Origin of the sequence: Pseudolysinimonas kribbensis (genome assembly GCF_039531715.1) — a bacterium.
Lineage (GTDB): Bacteria > Actinomycetota > Actinomycetes > Actinomycetales > Microbacteriaceae > Pseudolysinimonas > Pseudolysinimonas kribbensis.
Genome location: NZ_BAAAQO010000001.1, coordinates 70,427 through 92,219, shown reverse-complemented (window position 1 = coordinate 92,219; position 21,793 = coordinate 70,427). Strand labels below are relative to the sequence as shown.

Sequence of the window (21,793 nt, the reverse complement as noted above, 5' to 3'; positions counted from 1 at the left end):
GAGTCGCCGCAGGCTCTCATCCGGTCGTCAGCCGCTCCAGCGCGCCGGTCTGGGAGAGCAGCGCGAACCGATCGGGCACGCCCCAGTGCTCTGCGATGAGGCCGTCGCGCACCCGCACCACATCGATCACCGTGATCTCGAACGGGCGGCCGCTCGGCGGACCCAGCAGCGGCCCCGTCTGGGTTCCGCGCCCGATCGCGCGCACCCAGGTCACGTCGTCGTGCTGGGCCCAATCCTCGATCGTGTAGGTCACGTCCGGGGCCATCTCGTGCACCTGCCTCGCGGCCAACCGGGCCCGTGCCACCGCCTCCGCGCCGACGGCCTGCATGCCGAACTGGTGCTCGACGAGGTCGGGCGAGCTCAGCTCCGCGATCACCTCCGTGCGACCGCCGGCGAACGCCTCCACCAGCACTCGTTCGACGAGGCGCACCGCCTCCGGGACATCCTCTCCTGCGTCCATCTTGCATCTCCCATGCATTCACTGCACTGATACTGCATTCAACGCATTGATAGTGTCGCGCCGTGGGCTCCGATGTCAAGACCAGCTGGCGCGCGCAGCAGGCCGCCGCCACACGGGAACGCATCGCCGAGACGGCGAGAGCGCTGTTCGCCAGTTCCGGTTACGCGACGACGAGCATCGACCGGATCGCGCAGGAGGCGGGAGTCGCCGTGCGCACGGTCTATGCGGCGTACGGCTCCAAGCGCGAGATCCTCTCCGAGATCTGCGAGGCGTGGCTGACCCGCGCCGATGCTCGCGGGCGGGCCGCGGAGGTGCTGGAGCGGCCCGACGAGACGTCTCGCCTCCGCGGTGCGGTCGAGTGGCTCGTCGACCTGTACACCGCCGATTTCGACGTGGTGCTGATCCTGGAGACCGCGGCCGACGAGAGCCCCGAGACGCAGGAGCTGCTCCGTGCGAAGCTCGCGGGCCGCGACCGGATCATGAACGGCTTCATGCGCTCGCTGCGGCCCGCCCTGCGGGTGCCCCTGCCGGAGGCGCAGGCCGTGTACCGAGCGCTGGCGGCTCCTGGTGTCTACCGCGAGCTCGTCCTCCGCGCGGGATGGGACAGAACCCGCCTCATCGACTGGATCGAGGAGACCCTGCGCCGCAGCGTCCTCTAGCCCGAGAATCGGCGGCCGGGAAGGTCATAGGCTGCACGCGAGATGACCGAGCGGACCGCCCCCTTCCCGCTCTTCCGGCTCCTCCTGATCGCGGGCGCGATCTTCGTCAACAACACCAGCGAGTTCCTGCCCACCGGCCTCCTGCCCGACATCGCCCACGGGCTGCGGGTGTCGGAGTCGCAGGTCGGCCTCCTGGTCACGGTCTTCGCGGGCACCGTGGTCGTGACGACGGCGCCGCTCACGGCACTGACTCAGCGCTTCTCGCGCAAGTGGCTCATGGTCGTGACGCTGGGCGTCTTCTTCGTCGTCAACGTGCTGTGCGCGGTCGCCCCGAGCTACGAGTTCCTGCTGGCGGCGCGGGTGCTGGGCGGATTGGCGCACGGGCTGTTCTGGGCGGTGACCGCCCCGTACGCCGCGCGCCTCGTGCCGCGTCACCTGCTGTCGCGTGCGATCGCGGTCACCGGCTTCGGATCGTCGGCGGCCTTCGTGCTGGGCGTGCCGGTCGGCACCGCCCTCGGGCACGCGCTCGGCTGGCGGCTCGCGTTCTTCGTGACCGGCCTCGCCGTGCTCGCGTTCGCGCTGCTGGTCGTGTTCCTGCTGCCGCCGGTCTCGCATCTCGGCTCCCCCGTGACGGGGCCCATCGAGCTGGCGCCGCACCGCGACCGCACGATCATCGTCATCGTCATCGTGTGCGTGACGGTCGTGCTCATCGCCACCGGGCAGAACGTCTTCTACACCTACATCGCGCCCTGGATCGCCCAGGCGGCCGCGATGGGGACGGGTGCCGTCGCCCCGCTCCTGCTCGTGTTCGGCGTCGCCGGCGCGCTCGGCCTCGCCATCGCCGGCGCGCTCGGCGACCGCTTCCCGCGGGGCACGATCATCGGCCTGATCATCCTGCTCATCGCGTCGCTGACGCTCGCGGGCGTCCTGGCCGGCGTCTCCGACCCGGCGACCATCGCGGCGCTCATCGCGTGGAGCATCGGGTTCGGCGGCATCCCGGCGCTGCTGCAGGCGCGCATGATGCACGGCACGTCGCAGCGGCTGCGCGACATCGGCTCCGCCTGGACCACGATCGCCTTCAACGTGTCGATCGGCGGCGGCGCGCTGCTCGGCGGCGTGCTGCTCGACGGGTTCGGGCTCGGCATCCTGCCGTTCGCCGAGGTCGCCTTCCTCGTCGCGGGGCTCGCGTTCCTCGTGGCGACCGACCGGGTGCGCATCGCGCGGCATCCCGGCTGATCGCTAGACTCCGGGGCCATGACGACGACCCAGGAAACTTCCAGCACCCGCGGGGGCGTGGAACTCACCGGCCTCGAGACGATCGCCGAGAGCGAGCGGAAGGGTCGTCCCTCCGGGCTGTTCTGGCCGTGGTTCGCGGCCAACGTCTCGGTGTTGGCGATCAGCTACGGCTCGTTCGTGCTCGGCTTCGGGGTGAACTTCTGGCAGGCCAGCATCGTGAGCGTCGTCGGCCTGGCGATCTCGTTCCTGTTCTGCGGCTTCATCTCGCTCGCGGGCAAGCGCGGATCGGCGCCCACGATGGTGCTCAGCCGCGCCGCCTTCGGCGTGAACGGCAACCGGCTGCCGTCGATCATCTCCTGGCTGCTCACGGTCGGGTGGGAGACGGTGCTGTGCGTGCTCTCGGTGCTCGCCACCTCGACGGTGATCGGTGAGCTCGGCGGCCCCAAGGACAGCGTCGTCATCAAGGTCGTCGCGCTGCTCGTCATCGCCGCGATCATCGTGATCGCGGGCATCTACGGCTTCAACCTGATCATCAGGCTGCAGGTGATCATCACGATCGTGACGGGCATCGTCACGGTGATCTACCTCATCCTCGTCATCCCGAAGATCGACTGGGCCGCGGTGTCGTCCCTGCCGGCCGGCGCCATCGGCCCGGTGATCGGCGCGTTCGTGCTCATGATGACCGGATTCGGGCTCGGCTGGATCAACGCCGCCGCCGACTACTCGCGCTACCTGCCGCGCTCGGCGCGTTCGGGCGGCGTCGTCGGCTGGACGACGTTCGGAGCGGCGATCGCGCCGGCGATCCTGGTGGTCTTCGGCGTGCTGCTCGCGGGGTCGTCCAAGAAGCTGAGCGACGCCATCGCGGGCGACCCGATCGGCGCGCTCACCTCGATCCTGCCGGTGTGGTTCCTCGTGCCGTTCGCGATCGTCGCGATCCTCGGGCTCATCGGGGGGGCGATCCTCGACATCTACTCGTCGGGCCTCGCGCTGCTGAGCGCCGGCCTCCGCCTGCCTCGGCCGATGGCGGCGGGCATCGACGGCATCATCATGATCGCGGGCGCCGCCATCGTCATCTTCGCGGCCAAGGACTTCGTCGGCCCGTTCCAGGGCTTCCTCATCACGCTCGGCGTGCCGATCGCGGCGTGGGGCGGCATCTTCCTCGCCGACATCCTGCTGCGCAGGCGCGACTACGCCGACAAGGAGCTCTACACCTCGCGCGGCCGCTACGGCAGCGTGAACGGGACCGCGGTCATCCTGATCCTCGTCGGCACCGCGGTCGGCTGGGGCTTCGTCGTGGCGACCGCCTCCGTGTCGTGGCTGACCTGGCAGGGCTACTTCCTCGGGATCATCGGCGGCAAGGACGGCGCGTGGGCCTACGCCAACCTGGGCGTGCTGTTCGCGCTCGTGATCGGCTTCGTCGGCACGCTGATCTTCGGCCGGGCGCGCATCCGCCGGCAGGAGGCCGCGACCGCCGCGGAGAGCTGACATGGCCGCCAGCGAACCGGAGGCCGAGACGGCCTCCGGGACTGGGGCCGCGGCGACGGTCAGAAATGACCGTCGCTCTGAAGCGAAGCCCGTCCTCGTCGCGATCGACATGCAGGCGATCTTCGAGCCCCCGAGCCCGTGGGGGGCGCCGGACTACGCGACCGCGTCCGCCGGCATCCAGCGGCTGCTGCCCGCGTTCGGCGGCGACGCGATCTTCACGCGATTCGTCGCTCCCGAGCGGCCGCGCGGGGCGTGGGTGCCGTACTACGAGCAGTGGGCGTTCGCGCTCGTGCCCGACGACGACCCGCTCTACGCGCTGAGCGAGCCGTTCCGCGACCTCGCGCCGCACCTCGAGACGCGGCCGACCTTCGGCAAGTGGGACGCCGCATTCGAGGCCGCGATGGGCGGCTCGACCGAGATGGTGCTCACGGGGGTCTCGACCGACTGCTGCGTGATCTCGACGGCGCTCGCGGCCGCGGATGCCGGCGTGCACGTGCGCGTCGTCGCGGACGCGTGCGCCGGGATCAGCCCGGCCGACCACCAGCGCGCCCTCGACGCGATGGCGCTGTACGGCCCGCTCATCGAGATCACGAGCGTCGACGAGGTGCTGGCGGGGAAGTGACCGGGAGCGCGCGGGCCCTCGCCGCCCTGCAGGGCCTGGCGATCGGCGACGCGCTCGGGATGCCGACCCAGCTGCTGTCGCCGGACGCGATCGTGGAGCGGTACGGCGCGATCGAGGGTTTCCGGGCGGCGGTGCACGATCATCCGATCGCGGCCGGGCTGCCGGCGGGCTCGGTGACCGACGACACCGAGCAGGCGCTCCTGCTCGGCCGGCTGCTGCTGGAGACGGGCGGACGCGTGCCGGCCCGGGAGTGGGCCGACCGGCTGGCCGCATGGGAGGACCGGATGCGGGCCCGCGGCTCGCTCGATCTGCTCGGCCCGTCGACGCGGGCGGCGATCGCGGCGATCCGCGCGGGTGCCGACCCGGCCGACGCGGGCCGCACCGGCACGACGAACGGCGCCGCGATGCGCATCGCGCCGGTCGGCATCGCGACCGGATCGCGCGACCTCGCGGCGCTCGTCGACCTGGTCGCCGAGGCGTGCCGACCGACGCACGACACGGGCATCGCGATCGCGGGAGCCGCCGCCGTCGCGGCGGCGGTGAGCGCGGGGATCGACGGCGCCGACCGCGCCGCCGCGACCGAGGTGGCGATCGCCGCCGCCGAGCTCGGCGAGCGGCGCGGGCACTGGATCGCGGGCGCCTCGGTGGCGGCCCGCATCGGCTGGGCGGTCGCGCTCACCGCGCATCCCGACGGGGCCGAGCGGCTGATCGCGCTGGTCGGCACGAGCCTTGCGACGCAGGAGTCGGTGCCGGCCGCGTTCGGCATCCTGGCGCTCGCCGGCGGTGACGGCTGGACGGCCTGCCTGGCGGCGGCCAACCACGGCGGCGACACCGACACGATCGGGGCGATGGCGGGCGCGATCGCCGGTGCGACCGGCTCGGCGTGGCCGGCGGGCGCCGTGCAGACCGTCACCACGGTGAACGAGCTCGACCTCGAGCCGCTCGTCGGCGGGCTGCTGGCGCTCCGGGCGGCCGCGTGACGCGCGTCGTCAGCGTCGGCAACGCCGTGGTCGATCTGCTGCTCGAGCTGCCCGAGCTGCCGCGCTCGGGGGCGGATGTCACGGCGACCTCGTCGCGGACCGCGGTCGGCGGCAGCGCGACGACCCTCGTCGCGGCCCGGCGGCAGGGGGCCGCCGCGGCGTACGCCGGCGGCCACGGCACCGGCCCGTTCGGCGACCTCGTGCGCTCGGCGCTCGGGGCCGAGGGGATCGCCGTGCTCGCCGATCCGATCCGGGATCGCGATACCGGGTGGGACGTCGCGATCGTCGAACCGGGCGGCGAGCGCAGCTTCCTCACGACGGTCGGCGCCGAGGCGCTCGGCGATCCGCACGGCCTCGTACTCGGCGCCGGCGACCTGCTGCACGTCTCCGGGTACGCCCTCGCGCGCGAGCCGAGCGGGCCGGAGATCGCCGCCTGGATCGGGTCGGTGCCGCGCGAGGTGGTCGTGCTCGTCGACCCGGGCCCGCTCGCGTCGACGCTGCCCCGCGAGGTGTTGGCACCCGTCGTGGCACGCGCGGATTGGTGGAGCGCCAACACGGCCGAAGCCGACGCGATCCCGGCGGGCGGGTTCCGCGTGCTGATCCGGCGCGGCGCCGGCGGCTGCACGGTCGACGGCGTCACCGTGCCGGGATTCGCGGTCGATGCGGTCGACACCAACGGCGCCGGCGATGTGCACGTCGGGGTGTTCCTCGCCGGGCTCGGCGCGGGGCTCGATGCCGTCGACGCGGCACGCCGGGCGAACGCGGCCGCCGCGATCGCCGTGACCCGGCGCGGTCCGGCCGGCGCCCCGACCCGGGCCGAGCTCGACGCGTTCCTCGCCGAGCGGGGGGCCGTGACGAATGTCACGGGAGAGGCGTGACGGGCGGCCGAGGCATCCGGAGTCGTCGCGGATGAGGCTCGGAGCATGCCGATCAAACTGCTGCGCTGGATCACCCTCGCCCTCCCCGCCGGTCTCATCGCCGAGTTCCTGCTCGGTGACCAGTACCTGAGCGGCGCTCCCGCGCCGGTCGTCGAGCAGGTCGTCGAGGTGCTGCTCTACACGCTGTTCTACGGGTCGGCCGCGATCACGATCCGCGAGGTCACGCGGCGGCTGGGGCGCGGCTGGCCGACGATCCTGCTGCTCGGCCTCGCCTGGGGCGTGATCGAGGAGGGCCTGGTCACGCAGTCGCTGTTCGACCCGCACTACCTCGGCGCGCACCTGCTCGAGCAGGGCTTCATCCCGCTGCTCGGCACCTCCGGTCCGTGGCTCGTGTTCGTGCTCATGCTGCAAATGGTGTGGAGCGTCGCGACCCCGATCGCGCTCGCGGAGGCGATCGCGACACCGGCGGACGGCGGGCCGCAACGCGCCTGGTTCGGCCGCTTCGGGCTCGTCCTGTTCCCGGTGCTGACCGCGCTCGCCGCTGTCGCCGTGTTCTTCGCGTCCGTGCCCGGGGTGCGCGGCTACGACCCCGACCCGCTCCGGCTGCTCGGCTCCGTCGTCGCGGTGGTGGTGCTCGTCGTCGTCGCGGTGCTGCTGCCCGAGCCCGGTGCGGCCCGCGACTCCGGTCGCGTCGTGCTGGGCATCGTGCTCTCGGCCGTGCTGCTGAGCGCGGCGCAGCTGGCGCGCGGGATCGGCGACCCGTGGCTCGCGGTCGGCGTCACCCTCCTCGCACTCGCGGCGCTCGCCGTGCTCATCGGCGCGCTGCGTCCGGCGCCGGTCGGTCTCGCCGCAGGGGCGGTGCTGACCTACGTCTGGGTCGGGATGCGCAACGCGATCCCCGCGGGACCGGTCGCGATCGCGGAGCAGTCGGTGCTCGTCCTGCTGGCCCTCGCCTTCACCGCGCTGGCCCTCGTGAGGCAGCGGCGCGGTTCAGTACACTGAGCAGGGTCGCGACTGGCGTTCGGGTGGATCACCACCGGGGAGCGGCTCACACGGAACGCGGCCGTACGCCTGGGCCGCCGACATCCGACCGTGAGGAGCCCGACATGTCATCGTCCCGTTCGTTCCTGGCTCCGCTCGCGGAGGTCGATCCCGAGGTCGCGGAGGCGCTCGAGCTGGAACTCGGCCGCCAGCGCTCGACGCTCGAGATGATCGCGAGCGAAAACTTCGTGCCGCGCGCCGTGCTCGAGGCCGCCAGCTCCGTGCTCACGAACAAGTACGCGGAGGGGTACCCCGGCCGCCGCTACTACGGCGGCTGCGAGTACGTCGACATCGTCGAGAACCTCGCGATCGAGCGTGCCAAGAGCCTGTTCGGGGCGGCCTACGCCAACGTGCAGCCGCACTCGGGTGCGAGCGCGAACGCCGCGGTGCTGTCGGCGATCGCGGAGCCCGGCGACCGCATCCTGGGACTCGAGCTCGCGCACGGCGGCCACCTCACGCACGGCATGCGGCTCAACTTCTCGGGCAAGCTCTACGAGGCCCACGCCTACGGCGTGAACCCCGAGACGATGCGCATCGACATGGACGCGGTGCGGGATGCCGCCCTCGAGGTGAAGCCGAAGGTGATCATCGCCGGCTGGTCGGCCTACCCGCGCGAGCTCGACTTCGCGGCCTTCCGGGCGATCGCCGACGAGGTGGGCGCGACCCTCTGGGTCGACATGGCGCACTTCGCGGGGCTGGTGGCCGCGGGGCTGCACCCGAGCCCCGTGCCGCACGCGCACGTGACCTCGTCGACCGTGCACAAGACGATCGGCGGGCCGCGCTCCGGCTTCATCCTGAGCAACGAGGCGGACATCGCCAAGAAGCTCAACTCCAACGTCTTCCCGGGCCAGCAGGGCGGACCGCTCATGCACGTGATCGCGGCGAAGGCCGTGGCGTTCAAGCTCGCGGCGGACGCCGAGTTCGCCGACCGGCAGCGGCGCACCGTCTCGGGCGCGCAGCTGCTCGCCGAGCGCCTGACCACCGACGAGGCGAGGGCGGGCGGCCTCGACGTGCTGACCGGCGGCACCGACGTGCACCTCGTGCTCGCCGACCTGCGCACCTCGCCGCTGGACGGCAAGCAGGCCGAGGACCTGCTGCACGAGGTCGGGATCACCGTCAATCGCAACGCGGTCCCCTTCGACCCGCGCCCCCCGATGGTCACGTCGGGTGTGCGCATCGGCACGCCCGCGCTCGCCACCCGCGGGTTCGGCGACGACGAGTTCCGCGAGGTCGCCGACATCATCGGCACGGCGCTGCACCCCTCCGAACCCGACATCCCGGCCCTGCGCGAGCGGGTGCGCGCCCTCGCCGACCGCTTCCCGCTCTACGAGGGCCTCGAGTCCCCGGGGACGTGGCGATGACCCCCGCCATCCGGCTCGACGGGATCGCGACGGCGTCGGCGATCAAGGAGGAGCTGAAGGTCCGGATCGCCGCCCTCCGCGAGCGGGGGATCGTGCCCGGTCTCGGCACCCTCCTCGTCGGCGACGACCCCGGATCGCTCTCCTACGTCGGCGGCAAGCACCGCGACTCCGCCGAGGTGGGCATCGAGTCGATCCGCGTCGACCTCCCCGCCGACGCCACCGAGGCCCAGGTGCACGCCGAGATCGCCAAGCTCAACGCGGATCCGGCGGTCACCGGCTACCTCGTGCAGCTGCCGCTGCCGCGTGGCATGGACGAGCACGCCGCCCTCGTCGCGGTGGATCCCGCCAAGGACGTCGACGGGCTGCACCCGCTCAACCTGGGCGAGCTCGTGCTCGGCGTCGACGGCGAGCTGCGCACACCGCTGCCCTGCACGCCGAACGGCATCATCGAGCTGCTGCGCCGGCACGACGTGCCGATCGCCGGCCGGCATGCCGTCGTCATCGGCCGCGGCCTCACCGTCGGCCGGCCGATGGGTCTGCTCCTGACGCGCAAGGGCGTCGACGCCACCGTCACCCTCGCGCACTCGCGCACGGTCGACCTGGCCGCCGAGGTGCGCCGGGCCGACATCGTCGTGGCGGCTGTGGGCGTGCCGCACCTCGTGCAGCCCGACTGGGTCAAACCGGGCGCGGCCGTGCTCGACGTGGGCGTGACCCGCGTCGGCACCACCGCGAGCGGCAAGGCGAAGCTGGCGGGCGACATCCATCCGGATGTCGCCGAGGTCGCAGGCTGGCTCTCGCCGAACCCCGGCGGCGTCGGGCCGATGACGCGGGCCATGCTGCTGCAGAACGTCGTCCTGTCGGCCGAGCGCCGGCTCGCCGCCGCATGACCGCACCCGCGATCCCGCGGATCGCGCTCGAGCACGGCGCGGCGCGGGCGCAGGTGTCGCCGCTGGGCGCGGCGCTGTGCTCGCTGACGGTCGACGGTCGCGAGCTCACCGAGCCCGTGCCGGCCACCGCGATCGCTCCCCAGGGCAACGGCCTCGTGCTCGCGCCGTGGCCGAACCGGGTGCGCGACGGACGCTGGACGCACGACGGCGTGGTGCAGCAGCTCGCGATCACCGAGCCGGCATACGGGAACGCCTCGCACGGTCTGCTGCGCAACACCGCGTACCGCGTCGTGGAGCGCACGGCGTCGACCCTCGAGCTCGGCGCCCTCATCGTGCCCCAGCCGGGCTGGCCGTTCACGCTCGAGACGCGCGTGACGTACCGGCTCGACGACGACGGCGTCACGGTGACGCACCGGGCGGTCAACGGCTCCGATGCGTCGGCGCCGTGGGCGGTGGGGGCGCACCCCTACCTCCGCAGCGGCGCGCACCCGGTCGAACAGCTCGAGCTCGCGGTGGCCGCCACGGCGTGGCTCGACAAGGACGAACGGCTGAATGCCCTCGGCATCCACCCGATCGACGCGGAGCACGACCTGCACCGGCCCACCGCGCTCGCCGGCATCGACGCCAACACCGCGTACACCGGTCTCGCGAACGGCGACGCGACCGGTCCGATCGCCGAGCTGCGGGCTCCGGATGGCGGCCGCACCGTGCTCTGGGCCGATCCGGCGTTCGGATGGCTGCAGGTCTACACGCCCCGCGACCACCCGCGCCCGGACGGCACGGGACTCGCGGTCGCGCTGGAGCCGATGACGGCCCCGCCGGACGCCCTCAACTCACGTCTCGGGCTCGCGCACCTCGCGCCGGGAGCCGAGTGGTCGGCGTCGTGGGGCATCCGCGCGGCGTGAGCGACGCGCGGTCCGACTAACTGGTGCCGCCGAACTTGCAGGCCGCCCCGCCGTCGGTCTCGGGATGCGCGGCCCAGGTGCTCGCGAAGATGCTCGACGTCGCCGCATCGCCGAGCTGCAGGTGGCAGCGGGTGAACGAGACGCCGTCGGACGCCGCTGCGCCATCGGCGCCGACCGCGCTGAACCCGTAGCGGAACACCGCCCAGCCGCCGATCGCATCCGGCTTGCCGCCGGCCACCGGCGAGACGGCGTGCGCCGTGCCGGGGATGACGGCCAGCGCGGTCGCGCACAGCTGCTGATACGGCTCCTGGTCACCGTTCCAGATCGGGTAGCCGGCCATGTCGATCGCGATGCGGCCGTCATCGTCGCTCCACGTGTCGCCCGGCTTGAGCGTCGACGTGACGGTCGCCTCGAGGTACTGGATGGTCGGGAACGCCTGGCGCCAGCCCTCGCACTGCTGGTCGAGCGTCGTCTCGTCGCCGCTCTGATGCTCGGTGCGCTCGACGGGTGCCTTCACGGTCTCGATGAACGTTGCGGCGCTCCCATCCGGGGCGGTCGCGACCGCCGTGATCTGGAACAGCACGTCGGACGGCAGCGGCGACTCGGTCGGGGTGGGCGTCGCGCTCGGCGTCGCGTGCCGGCTCTTCACCGGCTTCGCGCCGGAGGAGTGCGCGGGGTGCGCCGGCGCGCACGCCGTGAGGGCGAGCACGCCCGCGAACGCCGCGATGGCGAGCACGCCCGACCTGCGCATGGCGACGACGGTAGCAGGAGCACCCGACGGCGCGCCGCGTAGGATCCGAAGGTGATTCAGCCCGTCGGTGAACCCCTGTTCCTGCGTCGCGGCGCCGCGGAGGCGCGCATCGGCACGGTCGCGGCCGCGCTGCGCTCCCTGACGGTCGGCGGAGCCGATCTCACGCAGCCGACCCCCGACGACCGGCCTCCGGCGAGCAGCAACGGCATCGTGCTCTCGCCGTGGCCGAATCGGGTGCGCGATGCCCGCTGGACGTGGAACGGGCGCCCGCAGCAGCTCGACATCACCGAGGTGGATCGCGGCAACGCCTTGCACGGGCTTCTCCAGTTCACGGAGTACGAGGTCCGCGATCGCGCCGACGATCAGGTGACGCTCGCCGCGACGATCTATCCGCAGCACGGCTGGCCGTTCGTGCTCGAGACCTGGGTGCGCTACCGGCTGCTCGACGACGGTCTCGAGGTCACGCACGGCGCCGTCAACCACTCCGCCGACCCCGCCCCCTATGCCACCGGCACCCACCCCTTCCTCCGCGTCGGGGACGCCCCGATCGCCGACCTGCGGATCACCGTTCCGGCCGCGCGGTATCTCGCGGTCGACGACCGGCTCAATCCGACCGGGCTGCCGCCGGTCGACGGCACCGCGTTCGATCTGCGCGGCGACCCCCGCGTCGGCGACCTCGCCCTCGACACGGCGTATGGCGAGCTGACCCTCACCGACGTCGACGGCGGCCGGGGCACGAGCGCGACGCTCGTGGCACCGGATGGCGCCCGCACGATCCTGCGCCAGGACGTCGCGTGGGGCTGGGCGCAGGTCTACACGACGCATCAGTACGCGAGCCCCGACGGGCCGATCGACGCCGTCGCGGTGGAGCCGATGACCGCCCCGCCGGACGCGCTCAACTCCGGCACCGACCTGGTCTGGATCGCCCCAGGCGAGACGTGGGAGGGCGGCTGGGAGCTGCGCCGCGCGGAGGCCTGATGGCCGGGGATCGCGACCGCCGCATCCGGAGGTGGCGGCAGTACCTCGCCGACGAGCGGGCCGAGGCTCAGCTCTATCGTGAGCTCGCCGGCCGCAGCAGCGGCGAGGAGCGTGCGGTGCTGCAGGGACTCGCCGATGCCGAGGGGCGGCACGAGGCGCACTGGCTCGCGCTGCTCGGCGACCAGGCCGGGTCGCCGCGGCGCACCGACCTCCGCACCCGGCTGCTGGTGTTCCTGGCCCGGCGGTTCGGCTCGCTGTTCGTGCTGGTGCTCGCCCAGCGCGCCGAGGGGCGCTCGCCGTACGGGCGTGACGAGGATGCCACCGAGACCATGGCCGCCGACGAGCGGATCCACGGCGAGGTGCTCCGCGGACTCGCGGCGCGCGGCCGCACCCAGCTCGCCGGCACCTTCCGCGCGGCGGTGTTCGGCGCCAACGACGGCCTGGTGAGCAACCTCGCCCTCGTGCTCGGCATCGGCGCGACCGGCGTCGACCGGATGACGGTGCTGTTCACCGGCGTCGCCGGGCTGCTCGCGGGCGCGTTGTCGATGGGTGCGGGGGAGTACGTCTCGGTGCGGTCGCAGCGGGAGCTGCTCGAGGCATCCCGTCCCGATCCCGCGTCGCAGGCGGCGCTGCCCCACCTCGACGTCGACGCGAACGAACTCGCCCTCGTCTACCGCGCCCGCGGCATGAGCGAGGCGGAGGCGACGGCGCACGCCGCGCAGGTGCTCTCGACGCTGCGCCTCGACGAGGACGACGCGGCCGCCGTCGGCGTCGACGAGAACGAGGCGGTCGGATCGCCGTGGCGTGCCGCCATCTCGAGCTTCCTGTTCTTCGGGTCGGGTGCGCTCATCCCCGTCCTGCCCTACCTGCTCGGCGCGAGCGACGTCGCCGCCGTCGTGATCGCCGCCGCCGCCGTCGGGGTCGCGCTTCTCGCGACCGGGGCCGTCGTCGGCATCCTGTCGGGCGCCTCGCCGCTCAAGCGCGCGCTGCGTCAGCTCGCGATCGGCTTCGGCGCCGCGCTCGTGACGTATCTGCTCGGGCTGCTGTTCGGCGCGGCGGGGATCTGACGGGTGCTCGCCCGCGAGTGACCAGTTTTTGCGGCTTGCCACGCGCGGACGCGGTCAAAATCGGTCATTCGCGAGCAAGCAGAGGGTGGGCCCGGTGGGGCTCGAACCCACGACCCGCGGATTAAAAGTCCGATGCTCTACCAACTGAGCTACAGGCCCGTCAGCCCCCCAGCGTACCGGCGCGTACCGTGGAGGGATGGCCGCCGACTTCCACAAGCCCGCCCACTTCGGCGGCGGGGAGTTCGAGGCGTTCGCCGGTGGGGAGGATCCCGCGGCGATCATGCGTGCGGCGCACGAGAGCGCCCGGGCCCTGCTCGCGCGCGCCCGTCGCAGCGAGGATCCGGAGGTCGTGGAGCGTCTCGTCAGTTACACCGACGAGCACGGCATCGACGCGCTCGCGGAACTGTGGGCGCGGTCGGCGCCGACGAGCCTGCCCGGCGCGCTGTGGCGGATCTACCTCGTGCGGGCCATGATCCATCACGACCCGGCGACCGCGGCGATCCTGTTCCAGCGCGGGGTCGAGGTGCTGCGCACGATCGACCCGGTCGTCGCGGGGGCGCCGACCCCCGCCGGGCCGAGCGAGATCGACGAGCTGGCGGATCGCATCCTGCGCGGGCTGTTCGAGGGGGACTTCGCGATCGCCCTCGATCGGGCGGCGGCGTTCTGCCGGGTCGCCGCGGCCGGGGCGTCGAGCATCGCCGACGACCAGGAGGCGACCGATCCGGAGCGCGCCCGCGAGCTGACGACGCGTGCCCTGCGGCTCACCACGACGGGCGAGGAGCTCAGCGCCTGCGCCCGCCTCGCGCGCGACGACTCCCTCGAGTAGTTCGCGCGCAGCGGAGCGACGCCCACGCGGCGCAACGTGTTCTAGGGTGGAACGCGCTGGGCCGCGGTAACCCCGGGCTCCAATTTCCGCCGCTTCGAGCGGCCTTGCGCCGAGAGGCGTTCCGCGGCCCGGCACCATCCATCCTCTGAGCGAGGCGCGCGCTACCCGAACTTGCCCGAGACGTAGTCCTCGGTCGCCTGCACGTTCGGGTTGGTGAAGATCGTCGACGTCGTGTCGTACTCGATGAGCTTGCCCGGTTTGCCGGTGCCCGCGATGTTGAAGAACGCCGTCTTGTCGCTCACCCGGGTCGCCTGCTGCATGTTGTGGGTCACGATCACGATCGTGTACTCCTGCTTGAGCTCCTCGATGAGGTCCTCGATCGCCAGCGTCGAGATCGGGTCGAGGGCCGAGCACGGCTCGTCCATGAGGAGCACGTCGGGCGACACGGCGATCGCGCGCGCGATGCAGAGCCGCTGCTGCTGACCGCCCGAGAGGCTCGAGCCGGGCAGGTGCAGGCGGTCCTTCACCTCGTTCCAGAGATTGGCGCCCTGCAGCGAGGTCTCGACCAGGTCGTCGGCGTCGCTCTTCGGCATCCGGCGATTGTTCAAGCGCACGCCGGCGAGCACGTTGTCGGCGATCGACATCGTCGGGAACGGGTTCGGCCGCTGGAACACCATGCCGACCTGGCGTCGCACGAGCACCGGGTCGACCCCCGGGCCGTAGAGGTCGTTGCCGTCGATGAGCACCTCGCCCCGCACGTGCGCGCCGGGGATCACCTCGTGCATGCGGTTGAGCGTGCGCAGGAACGTCGACTTGCCGCACCCGGACGGACCGATGAAGGCCGTCACGGTGCGCGGCTCGATCGTCATGGAGACGCCCTCCACGGCGAGGAAGTCGCCGTAGTAGACGTTCAGGTCGTTGACCTCGATGCGCTTGGACACTGGCATTCCGTCTTTCGTGGGGGTTACCGCAGGCCCCGGGGCGCGAAGAAGCGCGCGACCAGGCGAGCGATGAGATTGAGGATGACGACGAGGATCACGAGGAGCACCGCGGCGCCCCAGGCCGACTGGAACGACTGCGCCACATCCTGACCCGGGAACTTGAACGCCGCGTAGATCTGCACCGCGAGCGTGTTCATCGGATCGTGGAACGGATCGGCGTTGAAGTTGTTCGAGAAGCTCGCGGCGATGAAGATCGGGGCCGTCTCGCCGATGACGCGGGCGATGGCCAGCATGACGCCCGTGACGAGGCCGGCGACCGCGGTCCGCAGCACGACCTTCGTGATCGTCGAGAACCGTGAGACCCCGAGCGCGTAGGAGGCCTCGCGCAGCTCCTGCGGCACGAGTTTCAGCATCTCCTCGCTCGAGCGCACGACGATCGGGATCATCAGCACTGACAGGGCGACCGATGCCGAGAAGCCGCTGAATGCCTTCGGTCCCACGAGGATGCTGAACAGCGAGAACGCGAACAGACCGGCGACGATCGACGGGATACCGGTCATGACGTCGACGAGGAAGGTGACCGTGCGCGCCATCCAGTTGCCGGGGCGGGCGTACTCGACGAGGTAGACGGCGGTCAGGATGCCGATCGGGATCGAGATGACGGCGGCGATGCCCGTGATGATGAGCGTGCCGACGATCGACTGCAGCGCGCCGTACCGCACGGTCACCTTGAGGGTGCTCGGGTCGAACGTCGCGCCGCTCGAGGTCGAGATGAAGTCCCAGTCCAGCGCCGGGATGCCGCGCGACACGACCTCCCAGAGCGTTGAGACGAGCGGGATCACGGCCAGCAGGAACGCGACGATGACGAGGCCGCGGACGACGCGGTCGGTCGCCCTGCGGCGGTTCTCGACGATCGACGAGAAGGCGCCGAGCGACACCAGATACAGGATCGCCGACGCCACGAGCCAGCCGACGACGTTGAAGCCCATGATCGCGAGGAGGCCGGCGGCGACGAAGAGCGACCCCGCCAGCGCGTACAGCTCGAAGAACCGCGGGAGCTGTCCCGAGGTCAGGCTGTTCGCCTGCGGCCGGCGCGCCGCGCCGCGCTTGCCGATCGTGCCGGTGCTCACGCGTCGTCACCTCCCGCGGCGCGGCGCGTCGCCCGGCGGAGGCGCCGCGTCGACGTCCGGCCGGTGCGCGTGATGATGCCGCGCGCCAGGAAGTTCACGGCGAGCGAGATCACGAACAGCATGAGCCCCGTGCCGATGAGCGCCTGGCGCTGCGGGTCGTTGGACTCGGGGAAGTTGAGGGCGAGGTTCGCGGCGATCGTCTGCGAATTGCGGGTGTCGGTGGCGATCGCGAGCGAGAAGATCAGCGACGGCGAGATGATCAGCGCCAGCGCCATGGTCTCCCCGAGCGCCCGGCCGAGCCCGAGCAGGACGGCGCTGACCACCCCCGACCGCGCGTACGGGAACACCGCGTAGCGGATCATCTCCCACCGGGTGGCGCCGAGCGCGAGCGCGGCCTCCTCGTGCAGCCGCGGGGTCTGCAGGAAGATCTCGCGCGAGATCGAGGTGACGATCGGCAGGATCATGACGGCCAGCACGATGCCGCCGGCGAGCATCGTCGAGCCGGTGCCGGACTGCGGACCCTCGAACAGCGGGATCCAGCCGAGGTGCTGCACGAGCCACTGCTCGGCGGGCAGCAGGAAGGGGCGGATCACGAAGATGCCCCACAGGCCGAAGACCACGGAGGGCACCGCGGCGAGCAGGTCGACGAGATAGCCCAGGATGCCGGCGAGCCGGCGCGGTGCGTAGTGCGAGATGAAGAGCGCGATCCCGATCGCGATGGGCGCGCCGATCACCAGGGCGATGGCCGACGACCACAGGGTGCCCCAGATGAGCGGGAGCACGTACGACCAGAAGTCGGCGTGCCCGGCCGTCGTGCCGTGCGACAGGTTCGGGTCGGTGGTCCAGTTCGCCGCGATCGCGGGCGCCGCCCGGATGATCAGGAACAGCGCGACCGCCGCGAGGATCACCATGATCAGCGCGGCGGATCCGGTGCTCAGGCCGAGGAAGACACGGTCGGCCGGACGGCCTCCCGCCTTCCCCGTGGTCGCGTCGGCCGGCCGGCCGGTGCCCGGACGAGAGATGGTCTCGTTGCTCACGGGGCTCTCTCTCGTCCGGGGATGGCGGCCGTCGGCGCGACCGATGGGGGAAGGGTAGTGCGGACTACTTGATGGTCGCGATCGTCTTCTGCGCCTGCTTCAGCACGCTGTTGGGCAGGGGCGCGGCGCCCGCGTTCTTGGCGCCCACCTGCTGCCCCAGCGTGCTCAGCACGAAGCCGAGGTACGCCCGGGTGAGCTCGCCCTGGGTCGCCTCCTTGTGCGCCGTGCAGGTGATGACGTACGACAGCAGCGGGATCGGGTAGGCCGACGCGTCGGTGATCTTCGAGTAGTCGATCACCTCGGACATGTCGCCCGTGCCCTGCGAGTGCACCGTGGCTCCCGCCTCGAACGCCGCCGTGGCGCCCGCGGCGGTGTAGCCCACGAAGTCCGTGCCCGTGCCGACCTGGATCCTGGCAGCCGTCGCGCCGTTGATCGAGCTCTGGTCGGCGTAGCCGATCGTGCCCTCGCCCGCCGCGACCGCGGTCACCACGCCCGAACCGCCCTGCTGGCCGCTCGTGCCGGGCACCGGCCACGCCGTGCCCGGGGCCTGCGTGAAGATGCTCGGCTGGGTGTCGTGCAGGTAGGTCGTGAAGTTCGCGGTGGTGCCCGAACCGTCGGAGCGGGTCACCACGGTGATCGGACCCGCGGGCAGTGCGGCGCCGGGGTTGTCCGCCGCGATGGCCGGGTCACCCCAGGACGTGATCTGCCGGGTGAAGATCTTCGCCACCGTGGCGGAGCGCAGCTGCAGCTTCACCCCGGGCAGGTTGTAGATGACGGCGACGCCCGAGAGGTACGCGGGCAGATCGACCGGGTCGCCGCCCGCGCACAGGGTCTTCGCCTGCGCGAACTGCGTCGGGTTCAGCGCCGCGTCCGATCCGGCGAAGTCGTACGAGCCGTTCAGCCAGTTGGTCACGCCGCCGCCGGAGCCCTGCGACTTGTCGTAGTTCACGGTGATCCCCGAAGCCTGGGCCTGGAACGCGGCGGCCCACGCGGTCTGCGCGTTGGCCTGGGCGCTCGAGCCGCCCGCGGTGATCGTGCCGCCCAGGCTCGAGTCGATCTTCGGACCGACGACCGCGGAGCTGTTCACCGCGGTGTCGGGGCCGGAGGTCGAGCCGCTGTTGCCGCCGCCGGTGGAGCAGGCGGCGAGCACGAGGGCGGAGGCCCCGGCGATCGCCGCGATCGCGCTGACGCGCTTGATGTTCACGGAGTTCCCTTCGGAATGTGGATTCGGGACGGACCCGTTGCGGGATCCGCTCCGACGCTAGGAACGGCGCGTGACCACCCTCGGCCGTGCCGGTGAACGCGAGGTGAACGAGGCCGGAACTCCGCGCCCGTGCCTCAGACCGTCGGGCTGTGCACCTCGACCGCGACGGGGCCCGAATCCGGGTCGTCGACCGGGATGTGCAGCACGGCGTACTCGCCCGTGCTCAGCTGTGCGGCACGCCGCAGCTTCGCGACGTGGCGGTACCCGGCTCCCGCGGCCGCCGCGGCGATGATCTGCGGCAGCACGGGACCGTGGCTGCAGAGCACGGCGGTGCGCCGCTGTCGGAGGCGCTTGGCGACGATCCGGGCCACGCGCCCGCCGTCGTCGGTGTAGTCGTCCTGGGAGATGCCGGGCTTGAGCGTCACGTCGAGTCCGGTCAGCCGCGCCGTCGGCGCGATCGTGCTCTGGCAGCGCTCGGCGGGCGAGCTGTAGAGGCGCTCCGGCCGGAAGGCCGCGATGCCGGGCGCCACGCTGAGGGCCTGGTCGACGCCGCGCTGCAGGAGGGGGCGGGTGGCATCCGGGCCGTCCCAGTTCTCCGCCGGCACCGCCTTGCCGTGCCGCAGCGCGATGATCGCGAACGTGCGGGCGCGACCGAGCCGGTGCAGTTCGTCGAAGCGGTCGACGATGTCGATGTCGTGCGGATAGCTGAGCTGCTCGCGCGCGGCGGGGATCGTCACCCAGCTGAGGCGCTCGATCTCGTCGTTCGACTCGAACGTCGAGTTGGCGATCGCGAGCTCCCCGACCTCGGCGGCCCAGTACGAGACCTCCTTGGGCCGCCCGCTCGGCAGCTTGTAGCGGACCACCCCGAGGGGCGTGCCGAGCCCCACGAGCAGACCGGTCTCCTCGGCGATCTCGCGCACGGCCGTCTCCGGCAGCGTCTCGCCGGGATCCACCTTGCCCTTGGGCAGCGAGGTGTCGCGGTGCTGCGTGCGGTGCACCAGCAGGATCTCGACCCGGCCGTCGGCGCCCTCGCGCCAGCACACCGCGCCGGCCGCGAGCACGGGGGAGGGGCTCACCGGGCCACCCGTCGTCGGGATCCGATCCGCCGGGCCAGCTCCACCTGCAGATCGCGCAGCGGCTCGCCGCGCTCGTCACGCGCATGGCGGCTCCAGGTGCCGTCCTCTTCCAGCCACCACGATGCCGTCGCATCGCTCATCGCGAGGTCGAACAGCTCCTCGAGCTCGACGATGTGCTCCGCGCGCCGCAGGCGCACGAGCGCCTCGACGCGGCGGTCGAGATTGCGGTGCATCATGTCGGCGCTGCCGATGTAGACCTGCGGATCGCCGTCGTTCGCGAACCAGAACACGCGCGAGTGCTCGAGGTAGCGGCCCAGCACGCTGCGCACCCGGATGTTCTGGCTCAGTCCCGCGATCCCCGGACGCAGCGAGCAGATGCCGCGCACGAACACGTCGACCTCGACACCCGCCTGGCTCGCCCGGTACAGCGCGTCGATGACGAGCTCGTCGACCATCGAGTTGACCTTGATCCGGATGCGGGCGGGCTTGCCGTCGAGCGCGTTCTGCGCCTCGGTGTCGATGTGCTTGATGAGGCCGGCCCGCAGATGCAGCGGCGCGACGAGCAGGCGCTTGAATTTCTTCTCGATCGCGTAGCCGCTCAGTTCGTTGAACAGCCGGGTGAGGTCCTTGCCGACGGTGTTGCTCGTCGTGAAGAGGCCGAGGTCCTCGTAGATGCGGCTCGTCTTCGGGTTGTAGTTGCCCGTGCCGATGTGGCTGTAGTGCCGCAGCACGCCGTCGCGGTCCTGCCGGACCACGAGCAGGAGCTTGCAGTGCGTCTTCAGCCCGACCAGCCCGTAGACGACGTGCACGCCCGCCCGCTCGAGCTTGCGCGCCCAGCCGATGTTGGCCTCCTCGTCGAAGCGGGCCTTGATCTCGACCAGCGCGAGCACGGCCTTGCCGTTCTGCGCGGCCTGGATGAGCGCCTCCACGATGGGGCTGTCGCCGCTCGTGCGATAGAGGGTCTGCTTGATCGCGAGCACGTTCGGGTCGACGGCCGCCTGCTCGATGAACGCCTGCACGCTCGTCGCGAACGACTCGTACGGGTGGTGCACGAGAACGTCGCCGCGGCCGATGGCGGCGAAGATGTCGGCCTTGTCGGTCGGCTCGGCCGGCCGGAACTGGGCAGCCGTCGTCGGCACCTGCTTCGGGTACTTCAGCTCGGGCCGGTCGATGCCGGTGATCTCGAACAGATCGCTGAGGTCGAGCGGTCCGGGGAGGCGGTAGACCTCCTGCTCGGTGATCTCGAGCTCCGACATGAGCAGCTGCAGCGTGACGTCGTCCATGTCCTCGCTGATCTCGAGCCGGATCGGCGGGCCGAACCGGCGGCGACGCAGCTCCTTCTCGAGTGCCTGCAGCAGGTTCTCGGTCTCGTCCTCCTCGATCTCGACGTCCTCGTTGCGCGTGACGCGGAACTCGTGGGTGGCGAGGATCTCCATGCCGGGGAACAGCTCGCCGAGATGGTTGGCGATGAGGTCCTCGAGGGGGATGTAGCGCACGAGGCCGCTCGCGTCATCAGGCAGCTCGACGAACCGCGGCAGGTTCTGCGGCACCTTCAGGCGCGCGAACTCGGTGCGGCCCGCCTTCGGGTTGCGCACCCGCACGGAGAGGTTGAGCGACAGGCCGGAGATGTAGGGGAACGGATGCGCCGGATCGACCGCGAGTGGCATGAGCACCGGGAAGATCTGCGCCGAGAAGATCTCGTCGATGCGGGTGCGGTCGTTCTCGTCGAGATCCGACCAGTTCTCGATGTGGATGCCGGCCGCGTCCAGCGCCGGCTTGATCTCGTCGTGAAAGACGCGGGCGTGCCGCTCCTGCAGCTCATGCGCCTTCTCGCCGACGCCGGTCAGCACGTCGAGGGGGGCGGTGCCCACGTTGGTCGGCACGGCGATCCCGGTCTCGATCCGGCGCTTGAGCCCGGCGACGCGCACCATGAAGAACTCGTCGAGGTTGTCGGCGAAGATCGCGAGGAAATTGGCCCGCTCGAGCAGCGGCACGGTCTCGTCCTCGGCGAGCTCGAGCACACGCTGGTTGAACGCGAGCCAGCTGAGCTCGCGGTCGAGGAACCGATCGGAGGGCAGCGTGCCGTCGTCGATCCAGACCGGCTCCGGCTCGTAGTCGTCGAGCAGGTCGGCGGCGATCGTCGCGTCGCCGAGAGGGCTCTCCGTCTCCATCGCCCCATCCTGTCACCGCGCGCTGGAGCTTGGAGCGAAGGCCATTTCTGGCCTTCGCCGCGACGCCAGCGCTGGCGGCCGTCTCGGCCGCCAGGTTC

Annotated in this window: 21 protein-coding genes, 1 tRNA gene and 1 riboswitch; of the genes, 13 read left to right on the top strand and 9 right to left on the bottom strand. The window is 71.9% G+C overall.

Annotated elements, in window-relative coordinates; genetic code table 11:
- Positions 1 to 16 precede the first annotated feature (16 nt).
- Positions 17 to 460: an ester cyclase gene (locus ABD285_RS00465; RefSeq protein WP_284254505.1), complete on the bottom strand. Its 444-nt coding sequence runs from the start codon at positions 458 to 460 to the stop codon at positions 17 to 19.
- A 62-nt stretch (positions 461 to 522) separates the two neighbouring features.
- Between ABD285_RS00465 and ABD285_RS00460 the strand changes: the two genes are divergently transcribed.
- From ABD285_RS00460 to ABD285_RS00415, 10 genes are all read left to right on the top strand, one after another.
- Entirely contained in the window at positions 523 to 1,119 is a 597-nt protein-coding gene (locus tag ABD285_RS00460; RefSeq protein ID WP_284254506.1) for a TetR/AcrR family transcriptional regulator, read from the top strand.
- 42 nt (positions 1,120 to 1,161) lie between these two features.
- The gene (locus ABD285_RS00455) at positions 1,162 to 2,355 is read left to right on the top strand and encodes an MFS transporter (protein ID WP_284254507.1); all 1,194 of its coding nucleotides are present in this window, start codon (positions 1,162 to 1,164) and stop codon (positions 2,353 to 2,355) included.
- A gap of 18 nt (positions 2,356 to 2,373) precedes the next feature.
- Positions 2,374 to 3,840 (top strand): purine-cytosine permease family protein, encoded by a 1,467-nt coding sequence (locus tag ABD285_RS00450; protein ID WP_344199294.1) that lies wholly within the window; start codon positions 2,374 to 2,376, stop codon positions 3,838 to 3,840.
- 1 nt (position 3,841) lies between these two features.
- Positions 3,842 to 4,462, top strand: a complete 621-nt coding sequence (locus tag ABD285_RS00445; RefSeq protein ID WP_344199291.1) for a cysteine hydrolase family protein — start codon at positions 3,842 to 3,844, stop codon at positions 4,460 to 4,462.
- The gene (locus ABD285_RS00440) at positions 4,459 to 5,442 is read left to right on the top strand and encodes an ADP-ribosylglycohydrolase family protein (protein WP_284254509.1); all 984 of its coding nucleotides are present in this window, start codon (positions 4,459 to 4,461) and stop codon (positions 5,440 to 5,442) included. The genes ABD285_RS00445 and ABD285_RS00440 overlap by 4 nt, the downstream gene beginning before the upstream one ends.
- Positions 5,439 to 6,320 carry a PfkB family carbohydrate kinase gene (locus ABD285_RS00435; protein WP_344199286.1) on the top strand — a complete coding sequence of 294 codons (882 nt, stop codon included), beginning with the start codon at positions 5,439 to 5,441 and terminating at the stop codon, positions 6,318 to 6,320. Before ABD285_RS00440 ends, ABD285_RS00435 begins: the two co-directional genes overlap by 4 nt.
- A 45-nt stretch (positions 6,321 to 6,365) precedes the next feature.
- Positions 6,366 to 7,322: a hypothetical protein gene (locus ABD285_RS00430; protein ID WP_284254511.1), complete on the top strand. Its 957-nt coding sequence runs from the start codon at positions 6,366 to 6,368 to the stop codon at positions 7,320 to 7,322.
- Positions 7,321 to 7,404, top strand: a riboswitch (ZMP/ZTP riboswitch). It overlaps the preceding gene by 2 nt.
- A gap of 22 nt (positions 7,405 to 7,426) precedes the next feature.
- Positions 7,427 to 8,722: a serine hydroxymethyltransferase gene (glyA, locus tag ABD285_RS00425; RefSeq protein ID WP_344199282.1), complete on the top strand. Its 1,296-nt coding sequence runs from the start codon at positions 7,427 to 7,429 to the stop codon at positions 8,720 to 8,722.
- A complete protein-coding gene (locus ABD285_RS00420) occupies positions 8,719 to 9,609 on the top strand; it encodes a bifunctional methylenetetrahydrofolate dehydrogenase/methenyltetrahydrofolate cyclohydrolase (RefSeq protein ID WP_284254512.1) in 891 nt (296 codons plus the stop codon). Before glyA ends, ABD285_RS00420 begins: the two co-directional genes overlap by 4 nt.
- Complete coding sequence (locus ABD285_RS00415; protein ID WP_344199279.1) at positions 9,606 to 10,514, top strand: aldose 1-epimerase family protein; 909 nt, start codon at positions 9,606 to 9,608, stop codon at positions 10,512 to 10,514. The genes ABD285_RS00420 and ABD285_RS00415 overlap by 4 nt, the downstream gene beginning before the upstream one ends.
- 16 nt (positions 10,515 to 10,530) lie before the next feature.
- On the opposite strand, the gene ABD285_RS00410 is transcribed toward ABD285_RS00415, so the two are convergent.
- Positions 10,531 to 11,265 carry a hypothetical protein gene (locus ABD285_RS00410; RefSeq protein ID WP_284254515.1) on the bottom strand — a complete coding sequence of 245 codons (735 nt, stop codon included), beginning with the start codon at positions 11,263 to 11,265 and terminating at the stop codon, positions 10,531 to 10,533.
- Between the two features lie 51 nt (positions 11,266 to 11,316).
- On the opposite strand from ABD285_RS00410, the gene ABD285_RS00405 reads away from it, so the two are divergent.
- Positions 11,317 to 12,243 carry an aldose 1-epimerase family protein gene (locus tag ABD285_RS00405; protein WP_284254516.1) on the top strand — a complete coding sequence of 309 codons (927 nt, stop codon included), beginning with the start codon at positions 11,317 to 11,319 and terminating at the stop codon, positions 12,241 to 12,243.
- Positions 12,243 to 13,310 carry a VIT1/CCC1 transporter family protein gene (locus ABD285_RS00400; protein WP_344199273.1) on the top strand — a complete coding sequence of 356 codons (1,068 nt, stop codon included), beginning with the start codon at positions 12,243 to 12,245 and terminating at the stop codon, positions 13,308 to 13,310. Before ABD285_RS00405 ends, ABD285_RS00400 begins: the two co-directional genes overlap by 1 nt.
- Positions 13,311 to 13,396: 86 nt before the next feature.
- Here ABD285_RS00400 and ABD285_RS00395 read toward each other — a convergent pair.
- Positions 13,397 to 13,469: transfer RNA gene (locus tag ABD285_RS00395), tRNA-Lys, on the bottom strand.
- A 37-nt stretch (positions 13,470 to 13,506) separates the two neighbouring features.
- Here ABD285_RS00395 and ABD285_RS00390 point away from each other — a divergent pair.
- Complete coding sequence (locus ABD285_RS00390) at positions 13,507 to 14,136, top strand: DNA-directed RNA polymerase subunit beta (protein ID WP_344199269.1); 630 nt, start codon at positions 13,507 to 13,509, stop codon at positions 14,134 to 14,136.
- A 161-nt stretch (positions 14,137 to 14,297) separates the two neighbouring features.
- Here the strand turns inward: ABD285_RS00390 and pstB are convergent, their stop codons facing one another.
- The 6 genes from pstB to ABD285_RS00360 form a co-directional block, all read right to left on the bottom strand.
- A complete protein-coding gene (pstB, locus tag ABD285_RS00385; RefSeq protein WP_284254517.1) occupies positions 14,298 to 15,077 on the bottom strand; it encodes a phosphate ABC transporter ATP-binding protein PstB in 780 nt (259 codons plus the stop codon).
- Positions 15,078 to 15,100: 23 nt separating this feature from the next.
- Entirely contained in the window at positions 15,101 to 16,207 is a 1,107-nt protein-coding gene (pstA, locus tag ABD285_RS00380; protein WP_284254518.1) for a phosphate ABC transporter permease PstA, read from the bottom strand.
- Entirely contained in the window at positions 16,204 to 17,244 is a 1,041-nt protein-coding gene (gene pstC, locus ABD285_RS00375) for a phosphate ABC transporter permease subunit PstC (RefSeq protein WP_344199264.1), read from the bottom strand. Before pstC ends, pstA begins: the two co-directional genes overlap by 4 nt.
- Positions 17,245 to 17,308: 64 nt before the next feature.
- Positions 17,309 to 18,448 (bottom strand): substrate-binding domain-containing protein, encoded by a 1,140-nt coding sequence (locus ABD285_RS00370; RefSeq protein WP_284254519.1) that lies wholly within the window; start codon positions 18,446 to 18,448, stop codon positions 17,309 to 17,311.
- Positions 18,449 to 18,582: 134 nt separating this feature from the next.
- Positions 18,583 to 19,524: an NUDIX hydrolase gene (locus ABD285_RS00365; RefSeq protein WP_344199261.1), complete on the bottom strand. Its 942-nt coding sequence runs from the start codon at positions 19,522 to 19,524 to the stop codon at positions 18,583 to 18,585.
- Positions 19,521 to 21,695: an RNA degradosome polyphosphate kinase gene (locus ABD285_RS00360; RefSeq protein WP_344199258.1), complete on the bottom strand. Its 2,175-nt coding sequence runs from the start codon at positions 21,693 to 21,695 to the stop codon at positions 19,521 to 19,523. Before ABD285_RS00360 ends, ABD285_RS00365 begins: the two co-directional genes overlap by 4 nt.
- Positions 21,696 to 21,793: the final 98 nt, after the last annotated feature.

Coding starts and splice junctions, on each gene's coding strand:
- ABD285_RS00465 (WP_284254505.1), bottom strand. CDS start 460: ATGGACGCAGGAGAGGATGTCCCGGAGGCGGTGCGCCTCGTCGAACGA.
- ABD285_RS00455 (WP_284254507.1), top strand. CDS start 1,162: ATGACCGAGCGGACCGCCCCCTTCCCGCTCTTCCGGCTCCTCCTGATC.
- ABD285_RS00450 (WP_344199294.1), top strand. CDS start 2,374: ATGACGACGACCCAGGAAACTTCCAGCACCCGCGGGGGCGTGGAACTC.
- ABD285_RS00445 (WP_344199291.1), top strand. CDS start 3,842: ATGGCCGCCAGCGAACCGGAGGCCGAGACGGCCTCCGGGACTGGGGCC.
- ABD285_RS00430 (WP_284254511.1), top strand. CDS start 6,366: ATGCCGATCAAACTGCTGCGCTGGATCACCCTCGCCCTCCCCGCCGGT.
- glyA (WP_344199282.1), top strand. CDS start 7,427: ATGTCATCGTCCCGTTCGTTCCTGGCTCCGCTCGCGGAGGTCGATCCC.
- ABD285_RS00420 (WP_284254512.1), top strand. CDS start 8,719: ATGACCCCCGCCATCCGGCTCGACGGGATCGCGACGGCGTCGGCGATC.
- ABD285_RS00415 (WP_344199279.1), top strand. CDS start 9,606: ATGACCGCACCCGCGATCCCGCGGATCGCGCTCGAGCACGGCGCGGCG.
- ABD285_RS00410 (WP_284254515.1), bottom strand. CDS start 11,265: ATGCGCAGGTCGGGCGTGCTCGCCATCGCGGCGTTCGCGGGCGTGCTC.
- ABD285_RS00400 (WP_344199273.1), top strand. CDS start 12,243: ATGGCCGGGGATCGCGACCGCCGCATCCGGAGGTGGCGGCAGTACCTC.
- ABD285_RS00390 (WP_344199269.1), top strand. CDS start 13,507: ATGGCCGCCGACTTCCACAAGCCCGCCCACTTCGGCGGCGGGGAGTTC.
- ABD285_RS00360 (WP_344199258.1), bottom strand. CDS start 21,695: ATGGAGACGGAGAGCCCTCTCGGCGACGCGACGATCGCCGCCGACCTG.